At 38.8% G+C, this 13,728-nt stretch carries 14 protein-coding genes; 5 read left to right on the top strand and 9 right to left on the bottom strand.

Features of this window, described 5'->3' with window-relative positions; all coding sequences use genetic code 11:
- Positions 1 to 995: 995 nt before the first annotated feature.
- The 7 genes from MKY15_RS15735 to MKY15_RS15705 all read right to left on the bottom strand — a co-directional run bounded on the left by MKY15_RS15735 (position 996) and on the right by MKY15_RS15705 (position 8,595).
- Positions 996 to 2,204, bottom strand: a complete 1,209-nt coding sequence (locus MKY15_RS15735; RefSeq protein WP_342537965.1) for an ABC transporter permease — start codon at positions 2,202 to 2,204, stop codon at positions 996 to 998.
- Positions 2,197 to 3,129: an ATP-binding cassette domain-containing protein gene (locus MKY15_RS15730; protein ID WP_342537963.1), complete on the bottom strand. Its 933-nt coding sequence runs from the start codon at positions 3,127 to 3,129 to the stop codon at positions 2,197 to 2,199. Before MKY15_RS15730 ends, MKY15_RS15735 begins: the two co-directional genes overlap by 8 nt.
- 23 nt (positions 3,130 to 3,152) lie before the next feature.
- The gene (locus MKY15_RS15725; RefSeq protein ID WP_187047402.1) at positions 3,153 to 3,998 is read right to left on the bottom strand and encodes an ABC transporter ATP-binding protein; all 846 of its coding nucleotides are present in this window, start codon (positions 3,996 to 3,998) and stop codon (positions 3,153 to 3,155) included.
- Between the two features lie 2 nt (positions 3,999 to 4,000).
- A complete protein-coding gene (locus MKY15_RS15720; protein WP_067207939.1) occupies positions 4,001 to 4,390 on the bottom strand; it encodes a GntR family transcriptional regulator in 390 nt (129 codons plus the stop codon).
- A gap of 15 nt (positions 4,391 to 4,405) precedes the next feature.
- Positions 4,406 to 5,128 (bottom strand): hypothetical protein, encoded by a 723-nt coding sequence (locus MKY15_RS15715; protein ID WP_342537959.1) that lies wholly within the window; start codon positions 5,126 to 5,128, stop codon positions 4,406 to 4,408.
- 1,281 nt (positions 5,129 to 6,409) lie between these two features.
- Positions 6,410 to 7,441 (bottom strand): hypothetical protein, encoded by a 1,032-nt coding sequence (locus MKY15_RS15710; RefSeq protein ID WP_342537958.1) that lies wholly within the window; start codon positions 7,439 to 7,441, stop codon positions 6,410 to 6,412.
- A gap of 383 nt (positions 7,442 to 7,824) precedes the next feature.
- Positions 7,825 to 8,595, bottom strand: a complete 771-nt coding sequence (locus MKY15_RS15705) for a hypothetical protein (protein WP_342537957.1) — start codon at positions 8,593 to 8,595, stop codon at positions 7,825 to 7,827.
- A 269-nt stretch (positions 8,596 to 8,864) separates the two neighbouring features.
- On the opposite strand from MKY15_RS15705, the gene MKY15_RS15700 reads away from it, so the two are divergent.
- Both MKY15_RS15700 and MKY15_RS15695 read left to right on the top strand, forming a co-directional pair.
- A complete protein-coding gene (locus MKY15_RS15700; protein ID WP_342537956.1) occupies positions 8,865 to 9,194 on the top strand; it encodes a hypothetical protein in 330 nt (109 codons plus the stop codon).
- Positions 9,195 to 9,479: 285 nt separating this feature from the next.
- On the top strand, positions 9,480 to 9,998 hold the full coding sequence (locus MKY15_RS15695; RefSeq protein WP_342537955.1) for a hypothetical protein: 519 nt from the start codon (positions 9,480 to 9,482) through the stop codon (positions 9,996 to 9,998).
- Between the two features lie 773 nt (positions 9,999 to 10,771).
- On the opposite strand, the gene MKY15_RS15690 is transcribed toward MKY15_RS15695, so the two are convergent.
- Both MKY15_RS15690 and MKY15_RS15685 read right to left on the bottom strand, forming a co-directional pair.
- The gene (locus MKY15_RS15690; protein ID WP_342537954.1) at positions 10,772 to 11,476 is read right to left on the bottom strand and encodes a hypothetical protein; all 705 of its coding nucleotides are present in this window, start codon (positions 11,474 to 11,476) and stop codon (positions 10,772 to 10,774) included.
- A 414-nt stretch (positions 11,477 to 11,890) separates the two neighbouring features.
- Positions 11,891 to 12,091: a hypothetical protein gene (locus MKY15_RS15685; protein WP_342537953.1), complete on the bottom strand. Its 201-nt coding sequence runs from the start codon at positions 12,089 to 12,091 to the stop codon at positions 11,891 to 11,893.
- Positions 12,092 to 12,447: 356 nt separating this feature from the next.
- Here MKY15_RS15685 and MKY15_RS15680 point away from each other — a divergent pair, with 356 nt between their 5' ends.
- Genes MKY15_RS15680 through MKY15_RS15670 form a run of 3 tightly spaced genes read left to right on the top strand, consistent with a single transcriptional unit; the run spans position 12,448 to position 13,675 of the window.
- A complete protein-coding gene (locus tag MKY15_RS15680; RefSeq protein ID WP_342537952.1) occupies positions 12,448 to 12,720 on the top strand; it encodes a helix-turn-helix transcriptional regulator in 273 nt (90 codons plus the stop codon).
- A gap of 13 nt (positions 12,721 to 12,733) precedes the next feature.
- Positions 12,734 to 13,399 (top strand): hypothetical protein, encoded by a 666-nt coding sequence (locus MKY15_RS15675; RefSeq protein ID WP_342537951.1) that lies wholly within the window; start codon positions 12,734 to 12,736, stop codon positions 13,397 to 13,399.
- Positions 13,400 to 13,675 carry a hypothetical protein gene (locus MKY15_RS15670; RefSeq protein WP_342537950.1) on the top strand — a complete coding sequence of 92 codons (276 nt, stop codon included), beginning with the start codon at positions 13,400 to 13,402 and terminating at the stop codon, positions 13,673 to 13,675.
- The last annotated feature ends 53 nt before the right edge of the window (positions 13,676 to 13,728 follow it).

Raw genomic sequence — 13,728 nt, 5'->3', positions numbered from 1 at the left:
GGAGAATTTCTTGCGCCCCCTTCAGGTCAACCCCCATGAGAATTAGTTTAAGACCCCGCTTTTTTCAAAATCTCCCGAATTCTTTTACCAGAATTCGACATCTGTTCCCTTAAGAAATACAGCCGTCTTCATTTTCACACAATACATTTCGTTCTTTGCCTAAAATCTTGTATTTGAAACAGCGTTTATCCGGACAAAAAAAAGTCAAAACCTTATCAAAAGGGTTTGACGACTTTACGTGAATACTTTTGGAATTAGCACAGTGCCTCGGCAATCTACAGTTAAGATTGCAAAGGGTCAAATCTCTCTACCTTACTAAATAAGAAAGTCACGTCTGTTGATTAACCATTTTCTTGCATAAATAACAGATATGCATAAGCTTGAAAACCCATTTTCACTGGATCATTTCCGGTTCGCTTTCGGCACACTATTCAAGTGAAAAATGCTGTTGCTTTAGAAGTAAAGAAGAGCAACCTTTTTCACAAGGTATCGGTGCCCGAAGATGCAATTTCGGGCACTCTGGTACATTGCACAATGTGTTCTTTAATAAGGCTTAAACTCCACATCAGGTAAGCTCCTATAGAAAGTGACACTTCCTAAAATAAGAAAAGACCATAGAGAAAGCTTCAGCCGCCAAAATTGCATCTTTGGAGGATTTTACCCAGTTCGGAACCCTCCATTCCCTCGTTTCCAAAAGCATTAGCACTTCGTGTACCTTTGCCTTTGGGGCGCGACGGATGAACGACCACCAGACGATTACTGAAGAAGATGTATAGGAATGCGGCGAAGTCGCATTCCTATACATCAAAATAGCTCAGTTATATAAAGAAGTTGTTCAATTCAATGCGAGCCAGAAGCAACTGTACACCGAGCGCCTAGTAGTCAATTAAGTTATTTATTGGTTATTTTTAGTTAATGAACACATGTGCAAGAAAGTTTTCTATTCTATAATTTATAAGGTTAATAGATATTGTTGATTAGCAAGCTCTATTTTTTTACGCCCGAATCCATTTCCAAATTTCGCCCGGTGTAGCGTTCTTGCCATACATCAGGATGCCAATCTTGAAGACTTTGCCCGCAAGTTTCATGAAGACCCAGACGCTGACGACAAGAATTCCGATAGCGATAATGATTTGCACCCACGGCCATTCTTCAAGAAGTGACAGGCGCATAATGAGAACGCCAGGTGATGTAAACGGGATATAGCTTCCAAGCTGCGCCCAGAATCCGCTTGGATCGCTGAAGACTGGTCCAATGAAAAGGAATGGGCTGAATGGTAACATCATGACCATGCCCTGGAAATTCCCCGCTGTCGAGATATCAGCCATTGTGGCACCGATTCCGACGAATAGCGCCGCATAGAGCAGGTATCCGAGGATAGAAATGAATATTAGCACTAGAATTTCGGGCACTAACAGATACTCAATAATCGGAAAATCGATTTTCCAGATGAGCACCGGCAGCGCGATGACAATATAGACAACGACCTGGATGATACCGAGGACAAAATAGCCGATGATCTTGCCTTGCATCAGTTCTGCAGGCGTTAAAGACGACAGAATAATCTCAGCAATTTTGTCTTTCTTCTCCTGGGACGCGCTTTGGAAGATTGCCATTCCGGTGAAGACAATTGACAGCATGACGACAGCGGCAAATGCTCCTGGAATCACACGTTCCAGCATGTTTTCACTGAACAGGCCGCCTTCTTCCGGTTTTTCTGAAGCATCTTCAAAGACGACTCCCTGCGCGACAACTGCCGCTTCTTCCTGTGTCAGGCCGAGCTGTTCGATCTGCAGCATCTGTAGCGGACCACCGAGGATCTGGACTTCATCCATGAAGGCTGAACTCGTATCTTCATGCGTGTAAACTGCAACTTTTCCGGTTTCAATTGCCTGTTCGTCGATGAAGATATACGCAGCGTCTTCTTTGCCTTCAAGCGCTGAGGTGGCTTCCTGTTCTGTGGTGTCTGTCTGTTCCATCTGCCATTCGGTATTTGCTACTGCTGCTTCCAATTGTCCGTAGACCCCGAACTGGTCATTGACGTAGACTGTCGTTGTCGCTGCTTCATCATCCGAACTGAACAGGTCCGGCAGCAGGAAAAATGCTAGGAAGATGATTGGTGTCAGGAATAGGCCGATGATGAACGACTTGCTTTTCATATTGCGTTTGATTTCCCATTTGGCGACTTTCATCGTGTTACGCATGCAACTCACCCACTTCCTTCAAAAGATTCTTGTCCGTGGCGATATCTATGAAGATTTCATGGAGCGAAATCCGGTCGATCGATAGTTCCTGAATGTCGAGTTCATCTGGAAGATTTTTCAGCCAGACAGCGGGTTGCACATGTTTTGTGAGATAAAGCACAGCCGTTGCCCCGTTCTGTTCGACCCGCTCGACTTCTGGCAGGTTTTCAAGCAGGCTGCGGCTGTTGCTGCCGTTGATCGTGCATTTGAAATTAGCATATTCCTTTTTGACATCACTCAGGGTCCCGTAGATCACTTTCGTGCCGCGGTGAATCAGGAACAGCCGGTCCGCCATCTCTTCGACAAGGTTCATCTGATGCGAAGACAATAGAATCGCCGTGCCTTTTTTGGCCAGTGAACGGATTTCTTCTTTGAACAGCTCCTGGCTGACCGGATCAAGACCTGAGAACGGCTCATCCAGAATCAGCAGTTCCGGTTCATGAAGAATGGAGGCGATAAACTGGACTTTCTGACCCGTCCCTTTCGACAACTCCTCGACCGATACTTTATCCTTGCCCTCTAGGCCGAACTTTTTCAAGTACTCGAGCGCGCGTTCTTTAGCTAGGTCCAGCGGATAATCCTTCAGGTCCGCAAGATACAGCAGAATGTCCATGACCTTGACGTTTTTGTAGAGCCCCCGCTCTTCCGGCAGATAGCCAATTTTATCACGCGGGATATCTTTCGTAGAGCGGTTCCGGAAAGCGATCGTACCTTCATCGGGATACAAGATGCCCATGATGTTGCGGATTGTCGTCGATTTCCCCGCCCCGTTCGGTCCGAGCAACGCCATAATCTCTCCCTTTTTCACTTCGAAGGAAATATTTGAGACAATCTTCTTATCCTTGAAGGATTTTCCTAAACCTTCTACAGTAAGCATTGTTTCCATTTCTCTCATCCTCTCTTAGTTCTCTACTTCAGCAGAAGGCTGATGATTTCTTCCAGTTCCAAGGCTTTGACGTCAATGACACTGTGTTCGTGTTGCGTGAAATACTGTTCCGTTGTGTCAGGATTATCTGATATCAGCTCGTTTCCGGAACGGGAAACCTCACCCGGTACTCGCACCGCTGGCATTTCTTTGAGCCAATAGCGGCGGAATCCGGCAGCGAGCATGTCTTTCTCATACCGGCCGACCGCCTGCCCGTCCTTCATCAGAAACAAGTAATCCGCCAGTTTCTGAAGATCCTCCGGCTGATGAGTTGTCAGGATGACAGCACGGTCCTCCTTTTCCATCCACTCGACAAGCAAATCCATGAATTGTTTTTTTGATGGGATGTCGAGTGACACGGTAGGTTCATCGAGAATCAGGATATCAGTATTCCGCGGCAATGCGAGCGACAGGCTCAGCTTCTGCTGGAGACCTGGCGATAATTTGCCGAAACGCTTATCGAGCGGGATGTTGAGTAGCTGGATCATGCGTTCAAAAAGCTTCTCATCCCATTTCGTATATAAAGGGGCAATCAGCCTTTTCAGGTCCTCTCCTGTATAGGCGTTCCAGCCAACAGCGTTTTGCGGTTGGTACGTGACATGCCTTTTCCAGCTTTCGTCTTTCCCGTCGACCGATTTACCAAAGACCCTGATCCCTCCTCCGTCCAGATTCGCCAGATTCATGATCAGCTTCAGCAAGGTGCTTTTGCCAGAGCCGTTATTGCCGACCAGCGCCGTGATGGTCCCCGGCTCAATCGCTAGACTGACAGGCCCGAGCTGAAAATCATCAATCTTTTTATTCGCGTCTTTTATTTCAATCCATGGCTGCATTGTCATTCCCCTTTCGCGAGTTTTTCTAAAGTCTCTTCAAAAACCGTTTTGATTTCATCGACAGTATAGTCGTAATCCATCGCGTTGCGGATGGCCCGTTCGAATTCCGTTTGGACGGAAGCCGTCATCGTTTCCTGTTTCATGGAGTTCTGTATTTCCGCGACAAAAGTCCCTTTGCCATGGACTGTTTCGATGAAGCCCTGTGACTCCAGGTCCTGATAGGCGCGACGTATCGTGATGACGCTAATCTCCAGGTCTTTCGACAGCACCCTGATTGATGGAAGCGGCGTTCCTGCAGGTAAATGGCCTCCTGCAATCAGTGCTTTCAGCTGCTTTTCAATCTGGTGATAAATCGGTTCACGAGAATCTTTGGATAAGCGTATCGGCAGCAAAGTCCAGCCCCCCTCTCACAGATATTCCGTTTTCTTAATGGTTTTTCTCATATCCGCTTGCCAGTATTTACAGCCCGCAATGCTCAAGACAATAGCCACGATGACTGACAGCAGTGTCCATTCAGTTGCAAGCGACATCGTCCAGTGGATAAAGCCGTTCTCTGATAAAAGCGGGAACATTAAATAAAGTGCAACGGCGCCAATCACCAAGTAAATAAACGATTTTACGATGGTACTCGTATTGAAATTTCCTCCCGCTTCGCTCGCCGCCATGATAAAGCCGCCGGAAATCGATAAACCCAGCCAAATCAGCAGGAATGCGATGTAAGCGATAGGCGTCATCATGTCCCGGAAATTCTCCGACATCAGCGGCATCGCGATGAACAGAACCAACTGGAACGGAAATGAACAGAATGCATGAATGATGAAGCGGCTTTTGACGATGATGTTTTTGGAGATCGGTAGCTGCTGCAGCATGATAATTGAGGGCGCTGTCCATAAATCCCCATCCATCTTCTGCATCTGGAATTCCTTACCTTTCATCCAGGCCGGAAACATGAAGAAAATCAGCATGAACATAAAATCAAAGAATTTGAATTCGCCTTCCAGGTAAACATCGAACGACAGCATGAAAATCAGGCTCATCACAATATAGAAAATCAAGATCAGTAGAAAGCTTTTTATTGAAGCCTTTATTTCAAAAGCTGCGAGCCTGTATGCTTCTTTCCATTCATTCATTTATAAACACCCTTTCTTAACTGTTATACTGTTTATACTCATATACACAGTAACACATTCTTTTTAGAGTGGTCAATTCATTTTAAAAAAGAATAAACAGTAGTTGAGGAGCGCGGCATAATTTTCTTGAAGAGAAATATAGTGAAAACAGTTGAAATAGATGGAAATATCTATATTACAACTGGTGATGTTTTATTGCTTATTAAATAGCAGTGGACGCAAGTTATAAAAAACTTGCGTCCACTTTTTATTTATGATCAGATTTTATTCTCTATCTACAAGTTCTAAGAATTTATCTCTCCAAGCTACAGCAACTGCACGACCCTCTTCCGGCAAATCGTTTGCAAATGGAGATAAATACAGTACAGTTGGTATCCTGTTCTTTTACCCTACTTACTAAAAAGACTGATTTGATGTCATTCATACATCTTTTTTTAATGCCCAAGGAGGGATTCGTCACCCGACCGACGGCTTAGCTAAACACTAGGAACCTCATGATAATCATTTGCAAACTTTACGTTGTGGGCCTGATTATTCTTCGGTGCCTCTACTCACAAGCTTATGACTTATCAAATCGTTTAGGGTCAAACTAATAGTATTCAACGGTTTGTGGACAATAAACACAGACACATCAATTTCGTTTTTGTCGGCAACTGATGTCACTATTCCTTTTGTGTAAAAAAAAGATGAACGAAATCTGACTTCTAAATTCCAACTTTATAAACAACATATCAATCGATATTTCTTTCAAAAGCATAGTGTCGAAACGCGCTAATCAATTGTCGTGTGAGAAATCCGCGTAGTTACTGTTCAAAACAATCAAATTCAACCAGGCTCTCAGCAAATAAAAAACACCTGAAACATTGAATTAACAATGTTTCAGGTGTTTTTATTCAAACTAATTTTATTACATTATGTCCCAGGAGGGATTCGAACCCCCGACCGACTTTAATTTTATGTAAACAAACGTTATATTTTAAGGTAATTCAATATTACAGTTCTCGAACTATGACCGAGTTAATTATATTATAATATATCTTGTTGTCGTTCTGCAATATATATTATAAATAACTTACCTTGAAATTATATTTAACGTTAGTCACATATTTTATTTACCCACTCAATCGTTGCTGGCGGCTTAGTTCTTACATCATAAAGGACACGGTTTAGTAAATATCATATAGTTGAAAGTAAAGTACCTATTAGTAAAATTACGGATGGTCATTCGTCTAAAACTACGAGTTCTCCAGTTAAAAGAAAGTCTAATCGCCCTTTCTTATTTTAATGTGTTAACGTGTTTACATAATCATCAAATCTAAATTCTTTCCTGTTTTTCCAATCGCAAATAAAACCATCCATTTCAAAATAACCTTCAAAATCATCGCACAAATTAACCTGAGTTTCAAATGCACCACCATAAAAACTTATAATACCTTTTAGTACTTTCTTATCCTGTATGATAAAGAGGTTATGTGATAGTTCAGGAAAAGGAATAGAGTAAGAAGCCTCTTTGCCGAGAAGACCAGCAAATTTATTTTCGCCACCGTTTACTATCCATTCTCTTAGTGGATCAAAGCAATTTTCTAAAACGAAAGCTTGTCCTTTAACAAAAGCTAGATAATTAAAGATTATCTTTGCACAGACTCTGTAGTATCTATCATCAAACTGAATTGTCTGGATTACATTTGGTTGTATCGTTCCAAAATTAGCACTTTGATTTTCGAATGGTTTTTGTTCTAAGAACTTTTCTATAAAGCTACTAACCTCATTTTCTAGGTCTGTGTTACTTAAAGCTACATACCAGTTATTTTCTGAATAACCAACAATAAACTCATGCTGACTTAACTGTTCATTTTCAAACAATTTATATTTACCTTTGAATTTTTCCAATAACTTAATAAAATCTGAGGTCTGTTTATTAACATCACCTAAAGAACTATCTGAAGTAAAATGGCATGTACCATTCAATTTAAATTTTAATTGAGGAATACTGTACGGTTGCCCTAAACTAATATATCCAAATTCAATGGATTTAGGATCATTAACTCCATTCATTAAACTCACTGAGGACTTTGTTGCATTTTTAGGATTTAAATTTCCTCTTTTACCTGGTCCATAAAATTGACGCGGGAGTGCAATTAGTGAATTTCTCATGAAAGGTAGTTCCATTGCTGAAAAAGCATTATTACAATTATGACTTACATATTTTAAAGGAAGTTTTTGAATACCTCCAATTCCAGCAGGGAAAATATGTTCCTCGGATATGAATGTAACATCAGGTTCAGTTTTCTTAAAGTATATACAATGTTTCATATCTGTCCCTCCTATTATGCCTAACATCCTTATATTTATAGGTCAAACATAGTCGAATCCACCAATGAAGAGTATATCACTAATAATTGTAGAAGCTTTTTCAACCTCTGAATTTTCAGTATTAGTTTCTCGTTGTACCTTACAAGAACTTTCAATGAATCCCACTTACACCAAATACGAAATCTTTTTGCAAAATATCCGTACGAATATGTTAATTTTTGGTATGAACTTTAAAAATTCTAGAACATAGCTATCGATATTTTGTATTCTACTAATAGTACGGGAGTGTAGAACTAAATAGCAAAGCCGATTTATCTGCCGCAGATATTTAGTTATTACTCTTATCTATTCTCTTTCAAGAAAAAAGTCGCCCCCCTTATAGATCAAGGTTTCTGAAGATTATTTTCTTTTTCTTGTTTTATTTTATTTAATACTTTCTTCATGCTATCTCTAATATCAATTTTTGACTCTCTTGCATCAGAGAATTTTAAATATTCTTCCACATGCCTAATGTTTAATTCCCGCATTAGTCCATCTATTACATCTTCAGCCTTATAATGAAGTTGTGAAAACTCTTCTAGTGTTTTTGTAGCATTACTTCTCTTACAATCTCTAACTCTCCAACCTATATACTTTACATTTTTTCTTAAATCTGAAAGTAAATTGCTAAATGCACTCATATCTTCAGAAGAAAGACTTTCATTGTTATAAAATCGTCCAGATAACTTCTCTAAATTTTTCCACTCTTTATAGAACATATCTCTTAGTTCTGTTGTTACTGTTCCTGTTACATTATTACCAACTTTTTTTATATAATCCTCGGCGATTTCAGAAAATCTATTGAATGAGGTCTCAACTTCAGACAAGTTTATGTTAATATGTTTAATAGTTTCTAATTCCAAATTCAACAAAATTAAATCCCTTTGTTTTCTATCTTCATTGCTAATCAAAAAATATGTAGTAAATATAACTCCTAAACACCCTATTAAACCGCCCAATATACTTCCCCAAAATCCTATCCAAATATCTTTACTCCCACTTCCCCACTCTAAATGATTTCCCCAAAAAGTAACTAACCCATTTATTATTAACGAACCCAAAAAGATAACAATCAAGATTATAACAATTACAACCTTAAAATGTTTTAACTTCATCAAATTACTCTCCTTTCAAATCTCAATTCTCTATTGTGCAAAAAAGTATTTCATAAATATTAAATGTACCATGCCTACAAGAGAAAACTAATGAATATCTGCACATTTTTACACAAACACCAGTTTAATAATAGATCGGCATTGTAATGTGGGCAATACTCCTTATTATCCCCCATTTAAATCACTATCTTCCCTACTTTAGTTGATTATTTTATCTAGTACAATAGGTTGTGATATGCTTAGGTAAATATTTCTAAGTAGGTGGTTTTATGGAAAAAGCAATATGGGGGTTTATTCTCGGTGTACTTTGTACATTGATAATAATCGGCTTAAATCCCCCGAGTGAATGGGATGAATATTCATATGACAGTGAATATGACGGTGAAAACGAAAGTGAAGAATATGTAGAAGATGAGGATTATGAAAGTGTTTATTCAAACGTTTCCTCATATACTTATTCATCGATAGACCATAATTGCAGTGATTTTGACACTCAAAGGGATGCCCAGTCGTTCTATTTGGCAAACGGGGGACCTTATTCAGACCCACACGATTTAGATAGAGACAATGATGGTAATGCGTGTGATTGGAATCCGTAATGACGAATAAACTGGAGAATATAACGAGGGGGTGAGTCGGTTTACACTGAATTGATCCCTTTTTTGTCTTGCAACTATTCTAAAATAACGAAAAAACCGATTTATGGCTACGCACAGGTTTCAACAAACAAGAACTAGACCTTCAAATTAAATTCTTAAAAGAAAAAGAGAAAAGATGAGGTCAAAAGATCTATATACCACGCGTGAAGTATATAGGGGGGACGTAGATATAGGATGGTAGAAAGTGTTCAACTTATAGGGGGATAAATGGGGGGTACTATGGTAATGAAAAGATTGAGGAAGATCCAAACGAGTATTCTTATTTGTCTTTTTTTTGTGTTGTTATTTCCTTATGGAACATTAGCACACGGTGGGAATACGGATTCTTATGGGGGGCATAAAAAGAATTCTAATAGAACATATCATTGCCATTCAGGACAATGTTTAGAGGATGCAAGGAAAGAGGCATACAAAATTGCTTTACCCATTGGACAAAAAGACGGTCGCTTAGGAAAAGAGAATGGATATGAAGAATATCAAAATGTCTTATGGGAAAGGGTCGGGACTGGAGAAATAGATAGTGAAAGGGCTGAATATATGATTCCCTATGTATTGGTGGCTTACAAAGAGGGGTTTAAGGATACCTACATCCCACCAGCCCCAACTTTTTGGGAAAAGTACGGAGGTTATATAGCAGCTGCACCTTTCCTTTTATGGGGTATTTATTTTGGAGTAATAATTATATTCATGGTGATCTTGACGGTTATAGGGTGGGTACAAAATGTTAGGGAATTTTTTCGGTAAAACACACAAAAGCCGTGGTGTACTAAATTTGCCCATAAAAAAGCCCCCCAACAGTCATTAAGACCATTAGGGGAAATTGAATATATGTATCGCTGCTATTGAATTATTGGTGATAGATTCAAGTACTTGCTTACGCCACTTCATTCACTACGTTCAATCAGTGTATATTTCAAAGGACTAACTATTACTTTATCTATTGATAGCTATTCTAGTAAGGTTAATGTGTTGTTTTATCTAATAGGTGGAAGTGGTTTTCTTTCACTATCTTTTGACCTTATTACTATTTCTGTTATTAGAGTTTATTATCAGTAGTTCTAAGTAATAGTGTGAGAAATGAACCCCATTTACAGGCACTTGAAAGGCACAATTCGAGGGACTAACCGCAAACCCTTGCTACCACTGACTTTGCAAGGTGTGGACATTGTGTGACAAGCCTGTTTGGTTTTATTGCTGGGGGTATCGGTGGATCGTGGCATATTATCGCTGTGCCTTTCCCTGTCTGCGAACCCTTGATATGACTGGTTCTTTAGTGTGTGAAAGTCACAGGGATTAACAACCTTGTGACCCCCTTGCTATCACTGGATTTGTCATGGCTATTAGTCACCCCCTTGTGGGATTGATAAATAAATGCCTAAATGTGAGGTGTATTTCATGGGCTACGATTGAAAAAAACCCTCAGGCTTATCAGGATCGTTTCTAAGGGGGGTAAAATTAAAGGCGTATTGAATCTCGAACACTTTATACGTGGCTTCAAGACCCTTCAAATGGACGTGTCATCTTCGTGAATTCATCAGTTTGGGCAATTGCGAAATAACAGACGCCACTAGAAAACCAATAGAAAATACAAGGAAAAATGTTTCGAATGTATTCAAATTAAAGGACATAATAACATTACTTAACCCAATATTAATCCCGAATACTAAAAGGCCCGATACTAAAATGATTAATTTGAGTGAATTCTTTTCTTTTAATTTTATAATTTCTCTAACCCCGACAATCCTGCTACTTACTTTCAATTCATTCTCATACGATGCAATTAGAAGTTTTAAAGTCATTTCATCTTTTCGATTTAAAAGTAATGGAGTAATAAAAATCAATCCCATAAAACCCGCATCGCTATTTATTTTAACTCCAATATTAGATGGACTAGATTCTTTCAACTCCGCAGTAAAAACTTTAAATTTCCCATCTCCACCAATGAGAATATCTTCCATAAAATCCTCCTGTTTAATCGAAACATTTCCTGTGTTTACAATTCTCACTAAAACTAAACTTACATCTTCTTTGATTTCTTCATCCTCAAACACAATCTTGATCTTTTTTCTAATCTCTTCATCACTTGTTATTAAAGGAGTACTAGAGATGATTTCATAACTTAATTCTTTGCGATTTTTTTCTTTTATAAAAAAAAGTAAAGAAAGTAAAGCAATTAAAACCCCAACTATACTGACTAAATTATCTACTAAGAATGCACCCATATAAATCTCCTTTTTAAATACAACTATTATTTCATTTGAAACCTTTATCTGTGAAAAAATCAATCAGCCATTCCATTATTCATAGCCCCTCACAGTAACACCTTCCGTAAACACTCATTTATTAACTCGCTTTTGACCCCAATATCTACGTTATCAATGATTGCTTGTATATCGCTATCAAAGTAAAAGCCCCTGTATGTCTTCTTTGCTTTCTTACCTGCCAGTAAACGATCAATGTTATCGCTGTCACTATGGATAGCCTTACTACTCGTTTGAGTACTAGTACGTTCACTAGTTGTTTCGGGGGTGGTAAAGGCTATTTCTTTACTAGCCTCTTTAACTTCGCTTTTAACGGTGGTTTCACTATTCCTTTTACTGTTACTTGTGCTGTTATTATTGCTAGGGCTTTTATCTTTAAAAACCGTCAAGTGGCAAGTTATAGACACTTTCATCAGTCCCGAAAAAGTTATATTTAGCCTCTTTTGCTACCCATTGAAAGCCTATTTCTTTAAGTCTACCTGATAAAGTTCTATCAGAAAGACCATACTTTTCTACAAGGTCAATCATCTTCATTTCTTTGTTTTCTCTTGCCTTTAACATATCTTTTACTAGCATTCCTCCCCCTCCATTTGATTGTAGTTTCACTATTAAAATTGCTGTTGTCTTTACTGTTAATTCCACTATTAGTATTACTTTCATTTTATCATGCTTTAGTGCTAGTGGTATATCCTTCTTACTATCAAGAATGAATACTTTTTAATCGCTAACTGTATTTGCTACCCTTCCCGTGAACTATAAGTAGAAGGGGAGTATATGACGGTTCGGGACTAGCTGGACCCTACTATTCATAGATTCCCTGCGTATAAATGACTTTGACATGTCATTCTCCCTTTGGTGTGCTTAATTGCACGCCTTTTTTTATGCAATTGGTTCTTAAAATATGAAGTTTACTAGGAAAGAAGGCGTATTAAATGATTGGTGTTGACCTGAATAGTCTCCCGTATCAACGAAAAATAACCTACCAAATGATTCGATATATCAGATTGACTAGAAATCTTTCACAGGCAAAGTTTGGTGAGGTATGCAAGATAGGTCAAAGCGTTTTAGCAAAGCTAGAAAAAAATGAATTACAGCTTTCACCTCACTATGAAACTAAGGTGATGGACGGTGTTCGTGCCTTAAATATTAGCCAATACGAATTGGACACTATCAAGACATTGTTACTACTAAAACAAAATAAATAATGGGGGTTTTACTGTGTTAAATGTAAATGTGGAATTTGATAAAAAGGAACTTAAAAAGTTAATTGAAGGAATGGATCTGTACCTAAATACTAAAGAGGTAGTGGCACAATACAAGGCGGTAGCTGACAAGGTGGACGAAAGAGAAATCCTATTACAGCAACAACTTGATGACGTAAAACTGAAGCATCTTCAAAACTTACTGGATCAAGAAACAGCTAATGTTGCTGAAATTATTTACTTGAAGATCCAAGCTAAGAAAATGGCTGAGGAAATGCAGATTATTGATACTTTGGTAGCTGAGGCCAAACAGGAAAAGGAAGAATTGATGATAAATTACTACAAGGTTTATCGCAATGCGTTATCTAAGGACAGTGCTATTGCTAAGGGCTACAATGTTACGCCTATTGTTGATTCAGTTCTTAGTCAAACTATGGCAATAATCGCTGAGGTTGGGGCTGAGGCAAGAGAACAGTATTTAGAAATGTCCCCTGATATAGATGAACTTTTTGGAGATGCTAAAGTTCGTCAAGTTTTCCCCCGTATTCTTGATGAATCTTTTGAGTTTCACCGTCACAATCCGTCATTCAGTGGTTCTAAAACTGTGTTAGAAAGTCATGACATTGAGACGGCTATTAGTGGACGTGTTTCCGATAGATTTAAAGCAAAGGACGTGGAATAAATGAACTTATTGGCTGCTATGAACTTCAATAAACAAGAATTAATGGAACAGCTTAGGAACGGCAATACAGAGGTTCTGAAGGGGTTGCCTGCTTCATTAACCTTACAGCTAAGAATGGAGTTACAGCAGGAACTAGGGGACGTTAAAGACCCCTCGCCGATTGATAATAAAGCGGTGGCTAGGGTAGTGGTTGACCGTTTAAAAGATAGTGGCGTTAAAGAAATGTTACTCAAAAGAATCGAACAGGAAGAACGAGAAAATGACCCACTGGCTTAATGCTGGTGGGCTTTTTATTTATTATTTAAAAGGTGGTAAATGATATGAACGAG

Source organism: Sporosarcina sp. FSL K6-1540, from assembly GCF_038620285.1.
GTDB lineage: Bacteria > Bacillota > Bacilli > Bacillales_A > Planococcaceae > Sporosarcina > Sporosarcina psychrophila.
This window is presented reverse-complemented; position numbering and strand designations above follow the sequence as displayed.

Excerpts from the sequence above, each read along its gene's own strand:
- MKY15_RS15735 (WP_342537965.1), bottom strand. The coding sequence starts at position 2,204 with ATGCGTAACACGATGAAAGTCGCCAAATGGGAAATCAAACGCAATATG.
- MKY15_RS15730 (WP_342537963.1), bottom strand. The coding sequence starts at position 3,129 with ATGGAAACAATGCTTACTGTAGAAGGTTTAGGAAAATCCTTCAAGGAT.
- MKY15_RS15725 (WP_187047402.1), bottom strand. The coding sequence starts at position 3,998 with ATGCAGCCATGGATTGAAATAAAAGACGCGAATAAAAAGATTGATGAT.
- MKY15_RS15715 (WP_342537959.1), bottom strand. The coding sequence starts at position 5,128 with ATGAATGAATGGAAAGAAGCATACAGGCTCGCAGCTTTTGAAATAAAG.
- MKY15_RS15710 (WP_342537958.1), bottom strand. The coding sequence starts at position 7,441 with ATGAAACATTGTATATACTTTAAGAAAACTGAACCTGATGTTACATTC.
- MKY15_RS15705 (WP_342537957.1), bottom strand. The coding sequence starts at position 8,595 with ATGAAGTTAAAACATTTTAAGGTTGTAATTGTTATAATCTTGATTGTT.
- MKY15_RS15700 (WP_342537956.1), top strand. The coding sequence starts at position 8,865 with ATGGAAAAAGCAATATGGGGGTTTATTCTCGGTGTACTTTGTACATTG.
- MKY15_RS15695 (WP_342537955.1), top strand. The coding sequence starts at position 9,480 with ATGAAAAGATTGAGGAAGATCCAAACGAGTATTCTTATTTGTCTTTTT.
- MKY15_RS15690 (WP_342537954.1), bottom strand. The coding sequence starts at position 11,476 with ATGGGTGCATTCTTAGTAGATAATTTAGTCAGTATAGTTGGGGTTTTA.
- MKY15_RS15685 (WP_342537953.1), bottom strand. The coding sequence starts at position 12,091 with ATGCTAGTAAAAGATATGTTAAAGGCAAGAGAAAACAAAGAAATGAAG.
- MKY15_RS15680 (WP_342537952.1), top strand. The coding sequence starts at position 12,448 with ATGATTGGTGTTGACCTGAATAGTCTCCCGTATCAACGAAAAATAACC.
- MKY15_RS15670 (WP_342537950.1), top strand. The coding sequence starts at position 13,400 with ATGAACTTATTGGCTGCTATGAACTTCAATAAACAAGAATTAATGGAA.